The sequence below is a fragment of the Aeromonas sp. A04 genome (assembly GCF_047780465.1).
Taxonomy (GTDB): Bacteria; Pseudomonadota; Gammaproteobacteria; order Enterobacterales; family Aeromonadaceae; genus Aeromonas; species Aeromonas bestiarum.
The window spans coordinates 132,012-153,119 of sequence record NZ_JBLNHP010000002.1 but is presented as its reverse complement, the minus strand read 5'-3'; the positions used below and the strand labels follow the sequence as shown (position 1 = coordinate 153,119).

The 21,108-nt window shown below is 62.8% G+C and carries 22 protein-coding genes; 13 read left to right on the top strand and 9 right to left on the bottom strand.

The window, feature by feature from the left end; genetic code table 11:
• Window position 1 precedes the first annotated feature (1 nt).
• The 3 genes from ACM3N8_RS08500 (at window position 2) to ACM3N8_RS08490 (ending at window position 2,853) form a co-directional block, all read left to right on the top strand.
• Window positions 2-640, top strand: a complete 639-nt coding sequence (locus tag ACM3N8_RS08500; protein WP_241325196.1) for a tetratricopeptide repeat protein — start codon at window positions 2-4, stop codon at window positions 638-640.
• 84 nt (window positions 641-724) lie between these two features.
• On the top strand, window positions 725-1,414 hold the full coding sequence (locus tag ACM3N8_RS08495; protein WP_043555117.1) for a response regulator: 690 nt from the start codon (window positions 725-727) through the stop codon (window positions 1,412-1,414).
• Entirely contained in the window at window positions 1,411-2,853 is a 1,443-nt protein-coding gene (locus tag ACM3N8_RS08490; RefSeq protein WP_416015977.1) for an ATP-binding protein, read from the top strand. Before ACM3N8_RS08495 ends, ACM3N8_RS08490 begins: the two co-directional genes overlap by 4 nt.
• A 78-nt stretch (window positions 2,854-2,931) precedes the next feature.
• Here ACM3N8_RS08490 and ACM3N8_RS08485 read toward each other — a convergent pair whose 3' ends face one another.
• Window positions 2,932-3,438 carry an ATP-dependent zinc protease gene (locus tag ACM3N8_RS08485; protein ID WP_416015976.1) on the bottom strand — a complete coding sequence of 169 codons (507 nt, stop codon included), beginning with the start codon at window positions 3,436-3,438 and terminating at the stop codon, window positions 2,932-2,934.
• Between the two features lie 393 nt (window positions 3,439-3,831).
• Here ACM3N8_RS08485 and ACM3N8_RS08480 point away from each other — a divergent pair, with 393 nt between their 5' ends.
• From ACM3N8_RS08480 to ACM3N8_RS08460, 5 genes are all read left to right on the top strand, one after another.
• Window positions 3,832-4,875, top strand: coding sequence for a GMP reductase (locus ACM3N8_RS08480; RefSeq protein WP_042867634.1), 1,044 nt, complete (start codon window positions 3,832-3,834; stop codon window positions 4,873-4,875).
• Between the two features lie 94 nt (window positions 4,876-4,969).
• Complete coding sequence (gene earP, locus ACM3N8_RS08475; protein ID WP_378081413.1) at window positions 4,970-6,217, top strand: elongation factor P maturation arginine rhamnosyltransferase EarP; 1,248 nt, start codon at window positions 4,970-4,972, stop codon at window positions 6,215-6,217.
• Between the two features lie 45 nt (window positions 6,218-6,262).
• Window positions 6,263-6,829 carry an elongation factor P gene (gene efp, locus ACM3N8_RS08470; RefSeq protein ID WP_042867629.1) on the top strand — a complete coding sequence of 189 codons (567 nt, stop codon included), beginning with the start codon at window positions 6,263-6,265 and terminating at the stop codon, window positions 6,827-6,829.
• Between the two features lie 119 nt (window positions 6,830-6,948).
• Window positions 6,949-7,713 carry a DUF3530 family protein gene (locus tag ACM3N8_RS08465; protein ID WP_290017821.1) on the top strand — a complete coding sequence of 255 codons (765 nt, stop codon included), beginning with the start codon at window positions 6,949-6,951 and terminating at the stop codon, window positions 7,711-7,713.
• A gap of 128 nt (window positions 7,714-7,841) precedes the next feature.
• Window positions 7,842-8,798, top strand: a complete 957-nt coding sequence (locus ACM3N8_RS08460) for a D-2-hydroxyacid dehydrogenase (protein WP_290017822.1) — start codon at window positions 7,842-7,844, stop codon at window positions 8,796-8,798.
• 81 nt (window positions 8,799-8,879) lie between these two features.
• Here ACM3N8_RS08460 and ACM3N8_RS08455 read toward each other — a convergent pair whose 3' ends face one another.
• Entirely contained in the window at window positions 8,880-9,350 is a 471-nt protein-coding gene (locus tag ACM3N8_RS08455) for a YMGG-like glycine zipper-containing protein (RefSeq protein WP_290017823.1), read from the bottom strand.
• A 210-nt stretch (window positions 9,351-9,560) separates the two neighbouring features.
• Window positions 9,561-11,120 (bottom strand): sensor domain-containing diguanylate cyclase, encoded by a 1,560-nt coding sequence (locus ACM3N8_RS08450; RefSeq protein WP_290017824.1) that lies wholly within the window; start codon window positions 11,118-11,120, stop codon window positions 9,561-9,563.
• Between the two features lie 288 nt (window positions 11,121-11,408).
• On the opposite strand from ACM3N8_RS08450, the gene ACM3N8_RS08445 reads away from it, so the two are divergent.
• The gene (locus tag ACM3N8_RS08445) at window positions 11,409-12,011 is read left to right on the top strand and encodes a nitroreductase family protein (RefSeq protein WP_290017825.1); all 603 of its coding nucleotides are present in this window, start codon (window positions 11,409-11,411) and stop codon (window positions 12,009-12,011) included.
• A 57-nt stretch (window positions 12,012-12,068) separates the two neighbouring features.
• On the opposite strand, the gene ACM3N8_RS08440 is transcribed toward ACM3N8_RS08445, so the two are convergent.
• Together ACM3N8_RS08440 and ACM3N8_RS08435 are read right to left on the bottom strand one after the other, a co-directional pair.
• Window positions 12,069-12,722, bottom strand: a complete 654-nt coding sequence (locus ACM3N8_RS08440; RefSeq protein ID WP_290017827.1) for an HAD-IA family hydrolase — start codon at window positions 12,720-12,722, stop codon at window positions 12,069-12,071.
• Window positions 12,719-12,964, bottom strand: a complete 246-nt coding sequence (locus ACM3N8_RS08435; protein ID WP_416015975.1) for a hypothetical protein — start codon at window positions 12,962-12,964, stop codon at window positions 12,719-12,721. The genes ACM3N8_RS08440 and ACM3N8_RS08435 overlap by 4 nt, the downstream gene beginning before the upstream one ends.
• A 114-nt stretch (window positions 12,965-13,078) precedes the next feature.
• Here ACM3N8_RS08435 and ACM3N8_RS08430 point away from each other — a divergent pair, with 114 nt between their 5' ends.
• The gene (locus tag ACM3N8_RS08430; RefSeq protein ID WP_290017829.1) at window positions 13,079-13,987 is read left to right on the top strand and encodes a LysR family transcriptional regulator; all 909 of its coding nucleotides are present in this window, start codon (window positions 13,079-13,081) and stop codon (window positions 13,985-13,987) included.
• 46 nt (window positions 13,988-14,033) lie between these two features.
• Here the strand turns inward: ACM3N8_RS08430 and ACM3N8_RS08425 are convergent, their stop codons facing one another.
• From ACM3N8_RS08425 to ACM3N8_RS08410, 4 genes are all read right to left on the bottom strand, one after another.
• A complete protein-coding gene (locus ACM3N8_RS08425; protein ID WP_290017830.1) occupies window positions 14,034-14,990 on the bottom strand; it encodes a sensor domain-containing diguanylate cyclase in 957 nt (318 codons plus the stop codon).
• 262 nt (window positions 14,991-15,252) lie between these two features.
• Window positions 15,253-15,903: a cold-shock protein gene (locus ACM3N8_RS08420; RefSeq protein ID WP_416015974.1), complete on the bottom strand. Its 651-nt coding sequence runs from the start codon at window positions 15,901-15,903 to the stop codon at window positions 15,253-15,255.
• Window positions 15,904-16,022: 119 nt separating this feature from the next.
• Window positions 16,023-16,589, bottom strand: a complete 567-nt coding sequence (locus tag ACM3N8_RS08415) for a cysteine hydrolase family protein (RefSeq protein ID WP_103471233.1) — start codon at window positions 16,587-16,589, stop codon at window positions 16,023-16,025.
• Window positions 16,590-16,622: 33 nt separating this feature from the next.
• On the bottom strand, window positions 16,623-17,786 hold the full coding sequence (locus tag ACM3N8_RS08410) for an FAD-dependent monooxygenase (protein WP_416015973.1): 1,164 nt from the start codon (window positions 17,784-17,786) through the stop codon (window positions 16,623-16,625).
• 267 nt (window positions 17,787-18,053) lie between these two features.
• On the opposite strand from ACM3N8_RS08410, the gene miaB reads away from it, so the two are divergent.
• The 3 genes from miaB to ybeY are packed head-to-tail and all read left to right on the top strand — an operon-like array spanning window position 18,054 to window position 21,045.
• The gene (gene miaB / locus ACM3N8_RS08405; RefSeq protein WP_290017832.1) at window positions 18,054-19,487 is read left to right on the top strand and encodes a tRNA (N6-isopentenyl adenosine(37)-C2)-methylthiotransferase MiaB; all 1,434 of its coding nucleotides are present in this window, start codon (window positions 18,054-18,056) and stop codon (window positions 19,485-19,487) included.
• A gap of 56 nt (window positions 19,488-19,543) precedes the next feature.
• A complete protein-coding gene (locus tag ACM3N8_RS08400) occupies window positions 19,544-20,584 on the top strand; it encodes a PhoH family protein (protein ID WP_290017833.1) in 1,041 nt (346 codons plus the stop codon).
• Entirely contained in the window at window positions 20,581-21,045 is a 465-nt protein-coding gene (ybeY, locus tag ACM3N8_RS08395) for an rRNA maturation RNase YbeY (RefSeq protein WP_108535393.1), read from the top strand. The genes ACM3N8_RS08400 and ybeY overlap by 4 nt, the downstream gene beginning before the upstream one ends.
• Window positions 21,046-21,108: the final 63 nt, after the last annotated feature.

Below are 21,108 nucleotides of genomic sequence, written 5' to 3'. Positions count from 1 at the left end.
GATGAAGCACGCCACTTTCCGCCCCCGTTTCAGCCACGGCGCCCTCCTGCTGCTCATGCTGGGTTCAGGTCTGGCCCAGGCCGCCGACGCCCTGCCCGTCATCCAGCAGCAGTGGGCCGTCTGTCAGTATCAGCAGACCGGCAAGGCCAAGGAGAACTGCCTCGAGCAGTTGAGCAGTCAGGCCGATCAGGCCAGCGCCAAGGAGGCCTTTCGCACCGACCTCTTGATCTGGTCTGCCATCGTCAAGAGCACCTGGGCCGGCGCCAAGGGCGGGCTGGGGGCGCTGGGCCTGGTCAAGGAGGCCAAGGCCAAGCTGGAGATAGCCCTCAAGCAGGATCCCAAGGCGCTGGAAGGCTCCGCCTACACCAGCCTGGGCTCGCTCTACTATCAGGTGCCGGGCTGGCCGGTGGGCTTTGGCGATGACGAGAAGGCCGAGCAGCTGCTCAAGCAGGCGCTGCTCATCAACCCGACCGGCATAGATCCCAACTTCTTCTACGGCGACTTCCTGCTCGATCAGGGCCGCAAGGATGAAGCCAAAACCTATCTGGACAAGGCACTGGCGGCGCCGGACCGCCCCGGCCGCGAGCTGGCGGATCAGGGCCGTCGCATCGAGATCCGGGACCGCCTCGCCAAGCTATAAAAACAAGCCGGATCAAACAGCTATTTAAACTCTGCCCGCCCGCTTGCATACTGGTGGGCAGCGTCGTTTAAGGGGGGAGTGACTATGCGGATCCTGTTGGTCGAAGATGATGTGATGCTGGGTGATGGCATGGTGGATGCCCTGCGCAGCAGTGGCTACACGGTGGATTGGCTACAGCAGGGGCTGCCCGCCCTGTCGGTGCTCAAGAGCGAGGAGTTTGCGGCCCTTATTCTGGATCTCAACCTGCCGGATATCGACGGCATCAGCCTGCTGCGCAAGCTGCGCCGGGAAGGCCAGACACTGCCGGTGCTGATCCTCACCGCCCGCGACGCCCTGGACGACCGGGTACTGGGGCTGGATGCGGGCTCCGACGACTACATGGTCAAGCCGTTCGCCCTGCAGGAACTCAACGCCCGTCTGCGCGCCCTGGTGCGGCGCAGCAAGGGCCAGGCCCAGGCGATGCTGGAATATGGCGAGCTGCAGCTCTATCCCGAGTCTCAGCAAGTCATCTATCGGGGCGAGCCGGTCAAGCTGACCCCCCACGAATACAAGCTGTTGCAGGAGCTCATCACCCAGAGCGGCCGGGTGCTGAGCAAGGATCAGCTGCAACAGAGCCTCTACGGCTGGGACGAGGGCGCCGAAAGCAACGCGGTTGAGGTCCATATCCACCACCTGCGCAAGAAGTTCTACAGCGACCTCATCCGCAACATTCGCGGGGTCGGCTACATCATCCCCCAGCTTGAGCAGGCCCAACGCCGGGACGGCCGGGCATGACGAGTCCCCGCTCCATCCGCCGTTTTCTGCTCTCCGGCATACTGGCGCTGGTCAGCGTCAGCCTGGCCATCAGCGCCCTCATCGGCTATCTGGAGGCCAGCCACGAGATGGAGGAGCTGTTCGATGCCCGCCTCGCCCAGTCTTCCCGCATCACCAATCAGCTGCTCAGCCGTTATCTGGAGCAAAATGGCGAGCTGCCCGCCAACGGCACCGTCTACGAAGATTGGGAGCAACACAACCCGGATCAGTGGCAGAAGGACACCAGCCTCAATCTGAGCGGCGAAGACAGGGAGCTGACCCCCTTCGGCCACGAGTTCGAACGCAACCTCTACTTCCAGCTGCTGAACGAACAGGGCAGCATACTGCTGCGCTCCCCCAGCGCGCCGAGCCAGCCACTGGTCGAACTGGCGCCCGGCTTCAACACGGTCGAAAAAGACCAGCATCAGTGGCGCACCTTCACCCTCTACAACCGGGGCGAACATACCTGGCTGGTGGTGGCGGAGCGGGACGACGAGCGCAGCGAACTGGCCAGCAAGATGGCCACCCTGACCATGCTGCCGCTGCTCATCACCTTGCCCTTTCTGCTCGGCCTGCTGTGGTGGCTCATCTCCCGCGGCCTGGCACCGTTGCGACTGCTGGCCCAGGCCATAGGCGAACGCCACCCCGCCAACCTGAGCCCGCTCAACCTGAAGATCCGCGCCCAGGAGCTGACCCCGCTCACCAACGAGATCAACCGCCTGATGCACGCGCTGGCCGACACCATAGAGCGGGAGAAGCAGTTCACCAACGAGGCGGCTCACGAGCTGCGCACCCCGCTGGCCGTGCTGCGTATCCACAGCGAAAACGCGCTGGCCGCCGAGGATGACACCAGCCGCGAGCAGTCGTTGCAAAAGATGCTGCTGGCGCTCGATCGCAGCGATCGCCTGCTGCGCCAGCTGCTGACCCAGGCCCGTATCGACAACCAGCAGGGGCTGGAGCTGACCGAGCTCAATCTGAACCAGCTGCTGCAAGGCACCCTGGCCACCCTGGCCCCCATAGCCCTGAAAAAGGATCAGCAGCTGTCGCTGGAGGGGGCGGAGCCGCTGACCGTGATGGGTCAGGCCACCCTGCTGGACCTGATGTTCAGCAACCTCATCGACAATGCGCTGCGCTACACCCCGACCCGGGGCGAGATAGCCGTCGAGGTGCGGCACGAAAGCAACAGGATCAGGGTCGATATCCGCGACAACGGCCCCGGCATCCCCACCGCCGCCCTGTCACGCCTGTGCGAGCGCTTCTTTCGGGTCAATCCCCAGCAGGGAGACGGCGTCGGCCTCGGCATGGCCATCGTCTCGCGCATCGCCCAGCTGCACGGCGCGGATCTGGACATTCACAACCGGCCAGAGGGAGGGCTGGAGGTAAGCGTGCTGCTGCCCGTGCCGCCGCTGTCTTCTTCATGAAACCGCTTCGCCGCGCATGGAAAACGGGGGCCTGAGCCCCCGTTTCTGTTGTTTGCAGCGCCTCCTGCGCGACACCACTCAGCGGCAGCCGGGCTGCACAGTGAAGGTGCGGCTCGAATCCACGGCCCCCAGATCCGCCAGCAGACGGCGACCGAGCAGCACCGGATAGATCATCTTGCTGCGATCCCGCAGGGTGAACCACTCCTCATACACCTTGTCACCCAGGCAGATGGCCATGGTGACCGTGGGCCTCTGCTCCATGCCGCCGGCGCCGCGCACCGTCACCATGTGCTCCACCGGCCGCTCCAGGGTCTGGCGCACCTGCTGGTCGGTGTTGGCATCCGTCACCTGCAGGGTAAAGCGCACCCAGGGTTTGCCATCGCGCTTGAAGTGGTGCAGATCCCGCGCATCCATCGAGGAGGTGAGCGCCCCGGTATCCAGCTTCATCTTCACCGCCACGCCGCTTGGCATTATTAGCCCCTTCTCGATCCAGCCATACACGGCGGAAGCCGAGGCGGCACGGGCCGCCCCCGGCAGGGAGAGGCAGGCCAGCAGCAACAGCGGCATCATTCGCGATCCAAACATGTCAGTTCCTCGTCCAGACAGGGCCCAGGCTGGCCCGAGAGGCCCAGAATGGGGATGCAAACGGCGGCTGTCAACTGGCGAAGCGCGGCGGCAGACGAGCTTGTTCTGCCCGCGTCGAAGGCGCGACATGGGTTGGTAAAAAGGCGTGATTGAGGACTCTGTTCGCGGGGAAGTTCAGGCCGAAAAGCGGTGTTGGATGACACCCGAGGCTGCGCTCAGGTTGTGACGCCAAAGGCTAACACAATGATGAGTGAATTATCAGTCTTGTTCTGGCGGGATTTTTGCCTACACTGTTGTAAACCGGAGGCCATGAAAACCGCCGGTTTTTTTGCGCCTGCCGAAAATTGACCACTGCAAAAGTGACTTTCAACAAGGCTCAATAAGGAATTCGTCATGCGTATCGAAGAAGACTTGAAGCTCGGTTTCAAGGATGTTCTGTTCCGCCCCAAGCGCTCCACTCTCAAGAGCCGTTCCCAAGTCAGCCTGACCCGTCAGTTCACCTTCAAGCACACCCAGACTCAATGGCAGGGCGTTCCCGTCATCGCCGCCAACATGGATACCGTCGGCAGCTTCGCCATGGCCAGAACCCTGGCCGGCTTCGAGATGATGACCGCAGTCCACAAGCACTACAGCCTTGCGCAGTGGCAAGCCTTCGTGAACGAGACAGACCCGGCGCTGCTGGGCCATGTGATGGTATCGACCGGCACCTCAGAAGAGGACTTCATCAAGACCCGCCAGATCCTGGCCATGTCGGCGGCCCTGCGCTTCATCTGCGTGGACGTGGCCAACGGCTACTCCCAGCACTTCGTCGAGTTCCTGCGCAAAATACGTGAAGCCTGCCCGAACCACGTCATCCTGGCCGGCAACGTGGTCACAGGCGAGATGGTGGAAGAGCTGATCCTCTCCGGCGCCGACATCGTCAAGGTCGGCATAGGCCCGGGCTCTGTCTGCACCACCAGGGTCAAGACAGGGGTCGGCTACCCCCAACTCTCCGCCATCATAGAGTGCGCCGATGCGGCCCACGGCCTCGGTGGCCAGATCGTCGGTGACGGCGGCTGCACCTGCCCGGGTGACGTGGCCAAAGCCTTCGGCGGCGGCGCCGACTTCGTGATGCTGGGCGGCATGCTGGCAGCCCACGAGGAGTGCGGCGGCGAAGTGGTGGACGTGGATGGCACCCCCTTCATGAAGTTCTACGGCATGAGCTCATCGAGCGCCATGGACAAGCACGCCGGCGGCGTCGCCGACTATCGCGCCTCCGAGGGCAAAACCGTGCTGCTGCCCTACCGCGGCCCGGTCGAGAACACGGTGCGCGACATCCTTGGCGGCGTGCGCTCCACCTGCACCTACGTCGGCGCCAGCCAGCTCAAAGAACTGACCAAACGCACCACCTTCATCCGGGTGCGCGAGCAAGAGAACAACGTCTACGGCAAGGAGTAACCTGCCGCAGCCACCGTCACGCGCTGACGGTTAGAAGCCAGCCAACCGGTGTGCTACCCTGCGCACCGGTTTTTTTGCATCTGGATGCCCTGACATGACCAGCCCCCTCCCCCCGTTTGACTGGGATATCTTCTGCTGCGTAGTGGACAACTTCGGCGACATAGGTGTCACCTGGCGGCTGGCCCGCCAGCTGGAGCGGGAAGGGCATGTCCCGACCCACGTTAGCGAAGCAGAAGAAGGGCAAGGACTGGCCCACGGCAGTGAAGCAAACGTCAGGCTCTGGGTGGACGATCTGGCGAGCTTCGCCCGCATCTGCCCGGGACTCGATCCCGCGCAAGATGGCCAGTGGGTCGCGGGCATCTATATCCAGCACTGGCACGACGCGCTGCCGGCGGATGTGATCCCGGCAAAGGTGGTCATAGAGGCGTTCGCCTGCGAACTGCCCGCTCCCTTCATCGAGCGCATGGCCAGCCAGTCCAAGCCCCCCTGCTGGATCAATCTGGAGTACCTCTCGGCCGAGAGCTGGGTCGAGGATTGCCACGGCCTCGCCTCGCCGCAACGTCTCGTTAACCAGAGCCTCGGCAATCTGAGCCTCAACAAATACTTCTTCTTCCCGGGCTTCACCCCTAAAACCGGCGGCCTCTTATGCGAGCGGGGGCTCATCGCCGAACGTGAACAGTGGCAGCAGGATGAAGCTGGCCTTTCAGCCTATTGGGCCGGCCTGGGCCTGCCACCTCAAGCGAACGACGAGCTGAGGGTCAGCCTCTTTACCTACGAGAGCGACGCGCTGCTGAGTCTGGTCAACAGCTGGTGCCAGAGCCCAACCCCCGTCACCCTGCTGCTGCCCCTCGGCCGCTCCCTCGATGACGTGCTGCGCGGCGCCGGCCTTGAAAGCGCCATCACCACCGCGCAAGCGGGGGACCTGCTGCATTCGGGCAATCTGCGCATCAAGCTGCTGCCCATGACAGATCAGGCCGGTTACGATCGGCTGCTGTGGAGCTGCGATCTCAATCTGGTGCGCGGCGAGGACTCTTTCGTGCGGGCCCAGTGGGCCGGTCGCCCCTTCCTGTGGCACATCTACCCGCAGGAAGAGCAGGCCCACATGGTCAAGCTGGACGGTTTTCTCGATCACTATCTGGCAGACTTGCCTGCGGATGCAGCCCAGTGGCTGCGCGCCTTCAGCCACGCCCTCAATCAGGGGGAAGAGACCCGCGAACTTTGGGCCCAATGGCCGCGATACGGTGCCATTTGGCGGCAACATGCGCGAAGCTGGTCACAGAAGCCACTCGCGGACGGGGATCTCGTCACGCGGTTGGTGAAATTTTTAGAAAGCCGTATATAATCTGGCAGTTTTTATCCGTCCGTTTCACGAACAGGAATTTTTTACATGAAAACCGCACAGGAAATCCGCGCTGGTAACGTAGTCATGATCGGCACCGAGCCGATGGTGGTCCAGAAAGCTGAGTTCAACAAATCCGGCCGTAACTCCGCCGTGGTCAAGATGAAACTGAAGGGTCTGCTCAACGGTAGCGCGACCGAGACCGTATTCAAGGCCGACGACAAGCTGGACGTGGTTCAGCTGGAGCGTAAAGAGTGCACTTACTCTTACTTCTCCGACCCTCTGTATGTCTTCATGGACACCGAGTACAACCAGCACGACGTCGAGAAAGACAACCTGGGTGACGTGCTGAACTACCTGGTAGATGGCATGGAAGACATCTGCGAAGTGACTTTCTACAACGAGAAAGCCATCTCCGTCGAACTGCCGACCACTATCGTGCGTGAAGTCGAGTACACAGAGCCGGCCGCCCGTGGCGACACCTCAGGCAAAGTGACCAAGCCTGCCCGTCTGAAGGGCACCACCTACGAGCTGGCCGTTGCCGCCTTCGTAGAGATCGGTGACAAGATCGAAATCGACAGCCGCACCGGCGAATTCAAGCGTCGCATCTCCTGATCGACCCCTTGAGTTGAATGCAAAAAAGCGAGCCAATGGCTCGCTTTTTTATTGATGCCATACCCGCGCTTCAGAAAACCGGCCCTGTGCCGCTAACCCAGTTAACCGGGGAGCGCACTATGGCCAGATTATCCTTATCACTGCTGTTACTGACCCTGCTGGCAAGCAACCCCTTGCAGGCCAGCGATGTCGCGCCCCCCGTCGCCGAGCCACAGCCCCTCGACTACTGGCAAAACAGCGACTGGCAGGGGCTGCCCAACAGCACCCAGATAGACAAGCAGACTGTGCTGTTTGCCAAGCACGACAGCGACAGCTATGTCGGACTGGCGATCCTGCTGCCGGACTGGCAGCGCAGCGGCCAGCTGTGGCAGCTGACCCGGGCCCTCGGCCGGCTCGGCTTCGATACCCTGCTGCTGCTCCCCTCCCCCCAGCAGATTGAGCTGGATCCCGCCGCCGAGAAGAAGCAGCAGGCCATCGATGACTTTCGCAAGCAGTTTGCCACCCGCATCAGCAAGCTGGGGGACGCCAAGCTGCAGGAGGGGGGCTTCAAGCTGATACTGGCGCAGGGCACCAGCGCCGCCTGGGCCACCAACCTCATCGCCAGTGAACAGTTGCCCGCCCCGGATGCCCTGGTGCTGCTGGACGGCTTCTTCCCCAATCAGCAGAGCAATCAGACCCTGGCCAAGCAAGTAGCCCAGGCCACCATGCCAACCCTGGACCTCTATCAGGAAGCGGGCGACCGCTGGCCTCTGCTCGCCGCCGAGGCCCGCCAGAGCGAGAGCCGCCGCAGCCACAAGCTCAACTACCGTCCCTACGCCCTGATGGAGCTGGATGAGACGCCGACCCGCATTCAGGGCTGGCTCACCCACCTCGGCTGGCTCTGAGCCATGCCGCAGCACCAAAATGCTGCCTGCCTCACATCCGTCGCGATCGGATCGCCGCTGAGCCCGTTCGGGCTGGCCCCCGAGTGCCCATGTTTGGCATCATGTCCGCACCAATGGCAGGAGGCGTCATGCAGCAAATTGTGTTTCTCGACAGCGATACCCTGGATGCGGGTGTCACCCTGCACCATCCCGGCTTCCCCCACCACTGGCAGAGCCATCCAAGCACGGCTCCCGAACAGGTGGTGGAGCGGCTCCAGTGCGCCAGCATCGCCATCATCAACAAGGTGCGCATCGGCGCCACCGAGCTGGCCCAGCTGCCGGATCTGAGACTCATCGCCCTGGCTGCCACCGGCAGCGACAACGTGGATCTGGAGGCGTGCCGCGCCGCCGGGGTCGGGGTGTGCAACATCCGCAACTACTCGGGCCCCTCGGTGCCGGAGCACGCCATGGCGCTGATGCTGGCCCTGTCGCGCAATTTGTTCGCCTGGCGCCAATCCCTGCTGGAGGGGCGCTGGCAGCAGAGCGGCCAGTTCTGCTTCTTCGATCACCCCATCATGGATCTGCACGGCAAGCGACTCGGCATCATAGGCAAGGGCACCCTGGGCCAGGCGCTCGGCGAGCGGGCCAGGGGGATCGGCATGGAGGTGCGCTACGCCCAGAGCCAGGTGGGGGCCAGTCACGATGAGGATCGGCTGCCGCTGGACGCGCTGCTGCAAAGCGCGGATGTGATCAGCCTGCACTGCCCGCTCACCCCATATAACCGCCATCTGATAGGCGAGCGGGAGCTGGCGCTGATGAAACCGGGCGCCCTGCTGATCAACGTGGGTCGCGGCGGCCTGGTGGATGAAGAGGCCTTGCTGCGGGCACTGGCCAACGGCCGGCTCGGTGGCGCCGGCTTCGATGTGGCGAGCGTCGAGCCGCCGCCCCCCGATCACCCGCTGATGCAGGCCCTGCAATACCCCAACTTCATCCTGACCCCGCACGTGGCCTGGGCCAGCGAGGAGTCGATGCAGCGCCTCGCGGATCAGCTGATCGACAACATCAACGCCTTCGCCGAGGGACGGCGCCAGCACCGGCTGGTCTGAGTCACACCATGCAAAAAGGGGCCTGTTGGCCCCTTTTGTCTATGGCTCGCCACCATGGCGCGCCAGCCAGCACGGCTGACATCAGTCATCGTCGTGCCATCTGTGTTTCTTGTGCTTCTTGTGTTTCTTGTGGTGCCTGTGCTCATCGTCGTAGTAGCGATCGTTGTTGCTCTTGTGACCGTCTCCCGTCTTGGCACCTATGGCCGAGCCGCTGGCGCCGCCGATGCCGGCACCGATCAGCTGACCCGTGCTGCCTCCCACGCTCTTGCCGATGGCCGCGCCACCCAGGGCACCGACGGCGCCCCCCAGGGCGGCTTCATTCTTGTTGCCCTTGTTGGCGGTGGCGGCGCCACCGGCCGCACCACCGACTGCAGCTCCCACCAGGGCGCCGGTATCGCCCCCCAGCTCCTTGCCTATCATGGTGCCCGCCACGCCACCGGCACCGCCGCCGAGTATGGTGTTGAGGGTTTCCGAGGCCTGCACTGCGCCGTTCGCCAGCAACAGGGAGCCCAACAGGGCCAGGGCGCTCATGCCGTGCTTGTTCATCTCCATGGGGTACTCCTGCCAAACCTGATTAATTTCCCCGAACTATACAATTCCCGACAAACGGCGCCACTGTCGCAGGAGAGCGACACACAGCCCCATCCACCTCGTCCAGGCTGACAAGTTAATTCGTAACACATTGAATTTATTTGCCAAAAAAGCACAAGAAGGAAACCGTATGCAGAAGGGGTCCAAGGTTGGCCGAGCGACGGAGATCACTTAACCGTTATCGCTCTGACAGGATCTGTCAGCACCCTCGCCCTGTCGGTTCCGCTCTGTCAGCGACCAGCAGTCGCGCCCCAGCCGCTTGCTCCGATAGAGACACTCGTCGGCCCGCTCGAACAGAAAGAGGGCATCATCCGGATAGTGGGCACCGCCCGCACTCAGGGTGACCTCTGCCCTGAACTCCCGCCACTGCTGATTGCGTACCCGGGCCAGCAGCTGGTTCAGCCGGGGCTCCAGCTCATGGCGCGTCCACGGCAGCAGGGCAGCAAACTCGTCCCCCCCGATCCGGTAGGCGCTGCCGCTGCCAAGCTCGGCCACCATCAGTTCAGCCACCCGGCAGAGCACGCCATCCCCCACGCTGTGACCCCAGCTGTCGTTGATGCATTTGAAATTGTCCACATCGAACAGCACCAGCCAGTGGGGCGTCCGATTTGCTTCCAGCTCGCTGCGGCGCTGGGTAAAGGCGCGCCGGTTCATGATGCCGGTGAGGGGATCGTGCAGCAGCGCATCCTGTCCCTGCAGGAAGCTGGTGCGGACCAGCTCTATCTCGCTGAGGCTGTTGCGTACAAACCAGGTTTTCAGATGGCGCGAAGGCTTGGGACAACAGGGTGCTTGCACTATGCCGGTCAGCGAACCCGAGACCAGCGCCTGCTCCTGACGGAACACCCGCACCAGAAAATTGATGCTGCAAAACCAGATGATGAAGAGGGAGAGCAGCGGCAACACCACCATCAGCAGGGCCTCGTAGAGGCTGTCACGAAACAGGGCGGGAGGCAGATAGATGTTGAGGTCCCAGTCTATGTCCTCCAGCTCGCGCCTCAGGTGGCTGCCATGCCAGATCACATCCAGCCCCAGCAGATGGGGCTCTGCCGTCGCGTGCGCCCTGTCATAGAGCGCCATCTTGCTGCCCACCAGCAGGCGGTCACTGCCCCGCTGGCTGAGGTAGATGGCCGCCTGGTTGCTGCCCATGGCCCGTTGCAGCGCCTGCTGAATGGCGTTGAACGACATGTCCACCATCAAGAGGCCGAGCAGCTTGCCCTCATCATCCTTCACCCGCTTGATCAGGGTGAGGATGCGCTCGTGGGAACTGTACTCCTGATAGGGGCCAAACCAGACCAGCTCGTCCCCTTTCATCGACAACACCCGGTACCAGGGGCGCAAGGCAGCGCTGTATTCGGCTGGCTGCACCCAGAGGGGATAACTGCTGATCCGATCGAAGCGGGAGTTGTAGAAGTAGATGTAGTGATCGTCCCGCTTGATCTGATGGGCTATGGCCCAGATCGGGTTGTCGGCGGGCTCGCCACGGGCGATGGCGGCCTTGTCCAGCGATGCCTCCAGCACGGCCAGCTGACGCTGGTTGGCCAGCACCAGCTCGTGAATGAGCGCCGCCTCTATGGAGGAGATCATGTGACCGTAACCGGCCATCGTCTTGTCTATGCTGCGCAGATAACTGACCGCAGCCAGGGTCAGGGTGGCGACCAGCACCAGAGCGCCCAGCAGGAAGGAGCACGAGGTCAACACATAGTAGCGCCGGTTGAGCACCCACTGGATCATCATAGCTCCCTGAAAACAGCCGACGTGACAGGATTTTATGGTGAATATGCCGGATTAATCATTGATTGAAATCAGCTGAATGAGGGCTAGTTGACAAGAAACATAAAAACATGAGACGGCTCATCCAGACCGCGCATATGAATATCCACAAAAAGTAAAAACAGTGACCACTGTGCGTTGACGGTTCAGCGGGAAGGGGGTGTTATAGTCTATAGCTTGAACAATCGGAGCCGGATGGCCTTCTTGCTGGCCACCGAATGCGATTTTCTGTCAAACCAAGGAGATGTTATGAGCAGTCCGTTTATCGAACAGATCAAAGTACGTCGTACCATCTATGCCCTGGGCGACCAGGTCTCCCACACGCCGGAGCAGCTCACGGCCCTGATCCAGGATGCCATCAAGCACAGCCCCTCCTCCTTCAACTCCCAAACCTCCCGTGCCGTCATTTTGTTTGGCGCCCAGCACCACAAGCTGTGGGATATCGTCAAGGCGGAGCTGAAGAAGATAGTGCCGCCAGAGGCCTATGCCCAGAGCGAAGCCAAGGTGGATGGCAGCTTCCGCGCCGGTTTCGGTACTGTGCTCTTCTTCGAAGACACGGATGTGATCAAGGATCTGCAACAGAAATTCGCCCTCTATGCCGACAACTTCCCCATCTGGTCCGAACACGGCACGGGCATCGCCCAGTTTGCGGTCTGGACCAGCCTGGCACAGGAAGGGGTTGGTGCTTCCCTGCAGCACTACAATCCGCTGATCGACGAAGCGGTGCGCAAGGAGTGGAACCTGCCCGCGAGCTGGCTGCTGCGTGCCCAGATGCCCTTTGGCAGCATCAAGCAGCCGGCCGGTGACAAGACCTTCATGGACGACTCAGTGCGTTTTCGCGTCTTCAAATAACCCGACTCGTCATCCCAAGCCCCCGCTCGCCGGGGGCTTTTTGTTGGCGGCGCCCCATCAGATCAGCAGCGTCACCTGCAACGCCCCCTCAGCCCCATCACCCACACTCACCTGGCGCCAATCCTGGATCACCGCCGCCACGGCCGGATCGAGCCGCCGGTTGCCACCGACCTGCACCACGGTGCAACCGGCCCGCAGGGCACTCTCTATGCCAGCCGGTGCATCCTCGAACACCAGACAGTCGGCGGGGGCAACCCCGAGCCGCGTCGCGGCCAGCAGATAGGGCTCGGGATCCGGCTTGCCCCGCATCACGTCTTCCGCCCCCACCAGCAGGGCCGGCAGTGGCAGACCTGCGCTCGCCAGCCGATGGCGGGCGACCCTCTGACTGGCGGAGGTCACCAGCGCCCAGCGCTCGATGGGCACGCTGGCCAGCACGGCCCGGCACCCCATGATGGCCTCGCCGCGCCCCGTGTGATGGATCTCCATCTCATCGAGCAGGGCCACCTCCTGCGCCATGTCCAGCTGAGGTGCCAGGGCCCGGATCACCTCCCGCGAGCGCAGGCCGTGACACATGGCCAGCACGGGCTCGGGCGCCAGCTGATGACGTCGACACCAGAGCCGCCACACGGTTTCCACCTCGCCGGTGGAGTGAACCAGGGTGCCGTCCATGTCCAGCAGCAGGGCGGCGGCCCACAGGGTGAGCCGGGTCATGACGGGGCTCCAGCCAGCACGGGCTCAGCCCCTGCCAGCACGCTGGCGAGGGCCGACTGCTGGGCCGCCTGCTCATAACCGGCCAGCGCCTGCTCGGCATTGCCCGCCCAGACCTGCTGGGGGGCCACCACAAATCCCTGTTGCAGCAGGCTCGCCAGCAGCTCTCCCGTCTCCGGCGCCGCCAGAGGCTGGGCCATCACCAGGGTTCCCTTGATCAAAAACAGATAGCGTTCGCTAGACATGACATGGCTCCTCGTTGTGCGTCAGGCGGGCAGATGGCCCGTTACGAGACCATTAGAACAAGGCGGTTAGATAATTTATAATCAATAAATCGCCACATTGGATAACCAAACGGAATGAAATTCGACTTGAGGCAACTGCAGGCGTTCGTGATGCTGGCCGAGACCGCCAACTATCGAGAGGCCGCCAGCCGGCTGTTCATCACCCAGCCGGCACTGACCAAGCAGATCCAGGGGCTGGAGCTGGCGCTCGGCAGCACCCTGTTCAACCGGGGGCGCCACGGCGCCGAACTGACCGCCATGGGGGCACAGCTGCTCACCCAGGCCAGCGCACTGGTCGAACACGGCAAGGGGTTTGAGCGCCACGCCCTGGCGCTGGCGAGCGGCATAGCCGGGCGGCTCAAGATTGGCTTCGGGCTGTCGAGTTTCGCGCTGGCCCCCTCGCTGGTCGCCCGTTTCAAGCAGCAGGTGCCCGATGTGATGGTGAATCTGCAGGACATGACCTCCGCCATCCAGCACGAGCGCTTGCTGTCGGGTCAGTTGCAGCTAGGATTCATGCGCCGGCCGCACGCGCCGCAACTGCGGGAGCACAGGCTGCTGACCGACCGGTTGGTGCTGGCCGTGCCCAGCCAGATGACGGGGCAGGATCCGGCTGCGTTCGACGTGGAGTGGGCGCTGGCCCATCAACCACTGTTGCAGATGGTCGGGCACCGCTGCCCGGGCCTCAGCCAGCAGATCGCCAGCTTCCTCGGCGCCAACCGGCTGACCGGCATGGTGCAGGAGGCGGAAGATATCCAGACTCTGGTCGCCCTGGTGGCCGCCGGCATAGGCAACGCCATATTGCCACGCAGCGTCAGCTTCATTGCGGGCCAGGATGTCACCCTCTACCCCTTGTCCGGCCCCTGGTCAGAATGGGAAATCAGCCTGGTCTGGAACCCGGCATTTGCCGATCCCATCCGCGATCGTTTCCTGCAACTGGTCATGGCGGCGCATCCCACGCCATGCTCGGCCGTGCCCGAGCGCTGAGGCGGCTTATGCGCAAAAAAAAAGCCCCATCAAGGGGCTGTGGTGCTCAAGGGGCGGGTAATGGCGGACAGCCGACGCTGTGGCAGCGATTCTTGCCCCCCTTTTTGGCCATGTAGAGCGCCATGTCGGCCGCTGCCAGCAGCTCGTTCTCCGAGCCCGGCAACTGCTCCGGGATCTGGGTGGCAATGCCGATGCTGGCACTGAGTCGGGCATCACCCGCCTCCTCGGTACTCAAGGCATGGATCCCGAGGCGGATAGCCTCCCCCATTCGCAAGGCGGCCTCCTTGCCGGTATTGCCGAGAACCAGCGCAAATTCATCGCCCCCGAACCGGCTTGGCAAGTCTGCTGGCCGCTGGCACAAGGCGTTGAGCAGGTGGCCCACCTGCAGCAGGAAATCATCCCCGACCTGATGGCCGAAGCGATCGTTGCACGCCTTGAAGTTGTCCAGATCCAGCATGATGAAGGAGATGGGCGTACGCTCCCGCATGCTGCGGCGCCACTCGTTATGCAGGAAGCTGTTGAACAGACGCCGGTTGGCCAGGCCGGTCAGGGGATCGTGCTGGGAGAGGTGGGTCACGTCCAGCTCCTGCAACTTGCGCTCCGTGATGTTGATGTGGGCTATGGTGTAAAACGCGACATCCACCCCCAGCACGGGAGAGACCCGCATCATGAACCAGCGCTGGATATCCGGGCTGTGGCAGGGATATTCCAGAGAGAAGTGCTCCTGCTCACCGCACAACACGCGGCGGATCCCCTCTGCCGCCATCAGAACCAGGGGATCGACCAGGCTGTCGAACACCCTCAGATAGTTGACCCCCAGCCAGTTGTACCCTGGCGGCATGCCATTTTGCTCGGCAAACCGGTTCCAGGCGAAATTGGTATAGTGGATCACCCCGTCCCGATCAATCACGGATATCTGGTCTTCCAGCGAGTTCAGCAAGGCCGCCAGATATTGCGCCCGATCGGAAAAGTGAAACAGAGAGCCCCGAAAATCATCCACCATGACCGTCATCCTGAAATGAAAACGCCAAGCAAAAATTAGAGACAAATGAGTCATCACCAGAAGTAAAGCAGCCCTGACTCACTTCGCCAAATGCGGTCACCGGCCACAGAGGAACAAGGGGATGGCCCCTTCTCCCCGACCGTGATGACCCTTCAGGATAAAAGAGCCCTTGATTCTCAACCTGTTAGTCGCGGCAACAATTGAGCAGTCCGGCCTCAGTGGCCACACGACTTAGTCGCAGCGGCGAGCGAGCAGGCCGGGCTCAGTGACCACACCACTGACTTTCACAAGGAATGCCATTGCCTCTCCCTCTGCCATCCATCTTGGTATTGGGGCAATTTTGCAAAAACCAGGTCGCCTCCTCGCAGGAGGTCATCTGGGAGCAGTACTGCCGACCGTCGCACTGACGGACGAAGGTGGGGCTGTATGAGCTGCCGGCCTCCTCCTGACTGAAAGAGGAGGCCGGCGGAGGTGAGACCGACTCGGCCGAGAAGCGGGAGTAGACAGAAAACAGGCCCGCCAGCACCAGCAGGGGGATCAACTTGCCGCGCCAGTTGCTCTTGCGGCGATAGGAGGGGCCAGGGCGGGGCCTGGACGAAACGGGTGGCTGTGCTCCCCTGGCCGCGGGTCGGCGGACTGCATCCTTGCCGGGCAAGGGGGGCGCTGAGGTATCAGCCAGCGACAGCGGCCGATCGGGAAAGAACACCTGCACGGCCCTGGGCTTGTCGTCCTTGCCCCTGCCTATCAGGTAGGAGACCCGCTCCCCCGCCTCGGGCAGCCGGCCATCGGATTGCAGCGCCGAGATATGCACGAACAGCTCGCGCCCTTGCTGCTCGCCCCCCTGCTGCTCCGGCGTGATAAAGCCGAAGCCTCGCGCCTCGTTCCAGCTCGCGATCCGTCCCTGATAACGCATGCCCTCATCCTTGTGGCCATCAATGCTGACTCCATGTTGCCCTAAAACGGCGCCGGCTCAACAGGGGACTGGCGACAAAATGTCAAAATAGTGAGCGAAAACAGCCTTGACCGGCGGGATCACGCCAGCTGGGCCACCTTGATGATCTCGGCGATGCGGCCGAGCATCCGCAGCGAGCCCTGGTGCTCGCTGGCGTCGGCGGCGGCGCAGGCATCCTCCAGTATGGTGATGGCGTAGTCCCGATCGTGGCCGTCTCGGGCCGCAGCCTGAATGGCCCAGCTGGTGCTGACCCCGCATAGATAGAGGTGACCGATGCGATTGGCCCGCAGCGCCGGCTCCAGCGCGGTGCCATAGAAGGGGCTGACCCTGGGCTTGGTCAGCACCAGATCGCCGGGTTGCACGTCGAGGTCGGGGTGAAAGTCGGTGCCGCTGTCCGCCAGGGAGAGCGCACCAAACTGATTGGCCCGACCAAACATGGGGGACCCCTTGGGTTGCAGCAGGTAGCCGCCGTCAAAGCCGACCTTGATCAGGATCACCAGCCAGCCGTGGGCACGGGCATGGGCCAGCGCCTGATTGGCATGGGTGATGGCATCCTGCTCCAGCACATGGGCCGCAGAGGCGGCGATGCGCCCGTCCGGATGGGCTATGTCGTTGATAAAATCGATCGCCAGCAGTGCCTTGTTCATCATCTCTGCTCCCTCGTGATGGCGCCCGGCGCCTTATACCAGCCCCAATGCGTAGCGCAGCGCCATCTCCTTGAGCGGGCCTGCCTTGTCCGCCAGATTGAGGGCCAGATTGCGGGCCAGCTTGAGCGGCCCTATCTCGTTGCTGAACACACCATAGAAGAGATCCATTCCCGACTGCATCAACAGGTTGTCAGGGCGACGGCGACGCTCGTAACGCTCCGCCAGGGCCGGCTGATGCCAGTCGGCGCCCGCCTTTTCCAGCAACCCGGCCCAGCAGGCCACGTCCTTGAAGCCGAGGTTGACCCCCTGCCCCGCCAGCGGGTTGATGGTGTGGGCGGCATCGCCGAGCAGCAGCACCCGACCGGCGTGATAGTCGTTGGCGTGGCGCCGCACCAGCGGGAAACTCCCCTTGGCCGTGACGGTGAAGCCGCCGAGCCGGGCCGGAAAGTGGCGGCGCACCTCCTCCCCCAGCTTCTCGTTGCTCATGGCCGACAGGGCGCGGATGCGGGCCGGGCTGTCATACCACACCAGGGAGCCGTGCCGGCCGGGCAGCGGCAGGAAGGCGCGCGGGCCGCTCGGGGTAAACTGCTGCCAGGTGATGTCTTCCTGTTCGAAGTCGGTATCGATATTGATCAGCATGCAGTGCTGGCGATACTCGAAGCGCGACACGCCTATGCCCGCCAGCCGGCGCATCTGGGATTCGGCGCCATCGCAGGCCAGCACCCAGCGGGCGGCCAGTTCGGTGCCATCGTCCAGGGTCAGCACCGCCTCGTCGGCGCCCTGGCGCAGACTCGTCACCGCCGCCGGGGTATGGGTCTGGATAGTGGGGAAATCCTCCATCCTCTTGAGCAGGGCCAGCTGCACCAGCCGGTTCTCTATGATGTAACCGAGCTGGGGCAGGCCGAGATCGGCCGCGTCGAAGCGGGTGGCAAAGCCGTCCAGCTCCCAGGTCTCCAGCCGGCGGTAGGGACAGAGCCGCATCTGCTGCAGGTGCGACCAGGCACCGGCCTGCTCCAGCAGCGCCACCGAGGCCTGGCTGATGGCGGAAACCCGCAGATCCAGCGGCTGCTGTGGGGCGAATTGCTCGGGCAATTGGGTCTCTATGACCCGAATGGAGAGGCCCTGCGCCGCCAGCAGACAGGCGGTGGCGGCGCCGACCATGCCGGCGCCGACGATGGCGATATCACACTGTTCCATAACTTGATTCCTGAAAGGAGACGCCCCGGACAAGGGTAGGCGGGGTAAAACCGAATGGGGACATGATACCGCAAGGGACCGGCAGAAACAGTGAGACAAATTGCGAATTGCCGCGCCAAATCAAGGAGAAAGGCCGAGCAAATAGCGACTGTCCAGGAGGGAGAGAGACCCATGACGGGCTGGATATTAGCTAGGCAGTATCCAGATTGCGGAGTAAAATGCCCGGTCCTTTGACCATGCCGATTTCAAAACAAGTCAAGAGAAGCAATGAGCAAGAAACTTCACATTAAAACCTGGGGTTGCCAGATGAACGAGTACGACTCGTCCAAGATGGCCGACCTGTTGGATGCCAGCAATGGCTATGAACTGACCGAGGAGCCCGAAGAGGCAGATGTCTTGCTGCTCAATACCTGCTCCATCCGCGAAAAAGCACAGGAGAAGGTGTTCCACCAGCTGGGACGCTGGAAAAAACTCAAGGCCAACAAGCCCGGTCTGGTGATCGGCGTGGGTGGCTGTGTCGCCTCTCAGGAGGGGGACAACATTCGCACTCGCGCCCCCTATGTGGATATCGTCTTCGGTCCACAGACACTGCATCGCCTGCCCGCCATGATCAAGCAGGTGCAGGAGGGGCGCGGTGCCCAGGTGGACATCGCCTTCCCCGAGATCGAAAAGTTCGACAGCATGCCGGAACCCCGTGCCGAAGGCGCCACCGCCTTCGTCTCCATCATGGAAGGCTGCTCCAAATACTGCTCCTTCTGCGTGGTGCCCTACACCCGTGGCGAGGAGGTGAGCCGGCCGATGGACGACGTGCTCTACGAGATCGCCCAGCTCGCCGAACAGGGCGTGCGCGAGGTGAACCTGCTGGGCCAGAACGTCAACGCCTACCGGGGCCCGACCTTTGATGGCAGCATCTGCTCCTTCGCCGAGCTGCTGCGACTGGTGGCCGCCATCGATGGCATAGACCGCATTCGCTACACCACCAGCCATCCGATCGAGTTCACCGACGACATCATAGAGGTCTACAAGGACACGCCGGAAGTGGTCAGCTTCCTGCACCTGCCGGTGCAGAGCGGCTCCGACCGTATCCTGACCATGATGAAGCGCCCTCATACCGTGCTGGAGTACAAGTCCAAGATCCGTCGCCTGCGCGCCGCCCGTCCCGACATCACCATGAGTTCCGACTTCATCGTCGGCTTCCCGAACGAGACGGACGAGGATTTCGAGGCCACCATGAAGCTGATCGAAGAGATCAACTTCGACATGAGCTTCAGCTTCATCTACAGCCCGCGCCCCGGCACCCCGGCCGCCGACATGCCAGACGACGTCGACATGGAAGTGAAAAAGGCCCGCCTGGCCCGCCTGCAGCATGTCATCAACAACCAGTCGATGCAGATTGGCCGCGCCATGCTGGGTTCCACCCAGCGCATCCTGGTGGAAGGGCCCTCCCGGCTCGATCCCATGCAGCTGTGTGGCCGCACCGAGAACAACCGGGTGGTCAACTTCGAGGGGCAGCGCACCCTGATCGGCGGCTTTGCCGACGTGGAGATCACGGAGGTGCGTCCCAACTCCCTGCGCGGTCGTTTTATCCGCGGCGAGGATGAGATGAATCTGCGCATCGCCACCGCCCCGCGCGAGATCCTGGCCCGCCGCCCGGATAACGTACCGGACGAGCTGGGCGTTGCCGCGTTTACTCCCCACTAATCTCTTCGTGCCCATCCGGCCTGGCCTGATGGGCACTGCGTCAAGACGAGGATATTTTGAGCCGACACATCTCGACCCTGAACCTGCATCTGGAGCCCGCCGACAATCGGCGCCTCGCCAGCCTGTGCGGTCCCTTCGATGACAACATCAAGCAGCTGGAACGCCGCCTCGGCGTCGAGATCAGCTACCGTGACAGCCACTTCCAGCTGGTTGGCAAACAGGCCCAGCTGGATGCCGCGGCCGTCATCCTCAAGCACCTCTATGTGGAAACCCAGCCCCTCAAGGGCGGCAAGGTGACCGACATAGTGCCCGACATGGTGCACCTGGCCATTCAGGAGTCGCGGGTGCTGGAGCAGGACGACGAACCGGCCGCCGGCATGCCTTATGGCAAGGAGGTGACGGTCAAGACCAAGCGTGGCCTCATCAAGCCGCGCAGCCCCAATCAGGCGCAGTACATCGCCAACATAGTCCAGCACGACATCAGCTTCGGCATAGGCCCGGCCGGTACCGGCAAGACCTATCTGGCGGTGGCCGCCGCCGTGGATGCGCTGGAGCGTCAGGAGATACGCCGCATCCTGCTGACCCGCCCGGCGGTGGAAGCGGGCGAGAAGCTCGGTTTTCTGCCCGGCGATCTCTCCCAGAAGGTCGATCCCTATCTGCGCCCGCTCTACGACGCCCTGTTCGAGATGCTGGGGTTCGAGCGGGTCGAGAAGCTGATGGAGCGCAACATCATCGAAGTGGCGCCGCTCGCCTATATGCGCGGTCGCACCCTCAATGACGCCTTCATCATCCTGGATGAGGCCCAGAACACCACCACGGAACAGATGAAGATGTTCCTGACCCGCATCGGCTTCAACTCCAAGGCGGTGGTCACCGGCGACATCACCCAGGTGGATCTGCCGCGCAGCACCAAGTCCGGCCTGCGCCACGCCCTGGAAGTGCTGCAAGGGGTCGACGGCCTGTCGTTCAACTTCTTTGAATCCAAAGACGTGGTACGCCATCCGGTGGTCGCCCGTATCGTGCAGGCCTACGAGGCGTTCGACGCCAAACAGGCCGAATCCATCCCTGCCAAAGCCCATAAAGAGAGTGCCCAATGAGTGTGACCCTGGATCTGCAACTGGCCTGCGCTCAGGCGGAAGATCTGCCGAGCGAAGCCAGGCTGCAAGGCTGGCTTGACGGCACCATACTGGGCTTTCAGCAAGAGGCAGAGGTGACGGTGCGCATCGTCGACGAGGCGGAGAGCCGCGAGCTCAACCTCACCTATCGCGGCAAGGACAAGCCCACCAATGTGCTCTCCTTCCCGTTCGAGGCGCCACCCGGCATGGAACTGCCGCTGCTCGGCGATCTCGTCATCTGCCGCCAGGTGGTGGAACAGGAAGCTGTCGAGCAGAACAAACCGCTGGAGGCCCACTGGGCCCACATGGTTGTGCACGGCAGTCTGCATCTGCTAGGTTATGACCATATCGAGGATGAGGAAGCCGAAGAGATGGAAGCGCTTGAGCGCGACATCATGCAGGAACTCGGTTTTGCCGACCCTTATCTGAACGACGAAGAGTAAACGCGTAAAGGACGGGACAGTCATCGCCTTGAAACAGCCGATGGCCATCCTTATATCACCAAG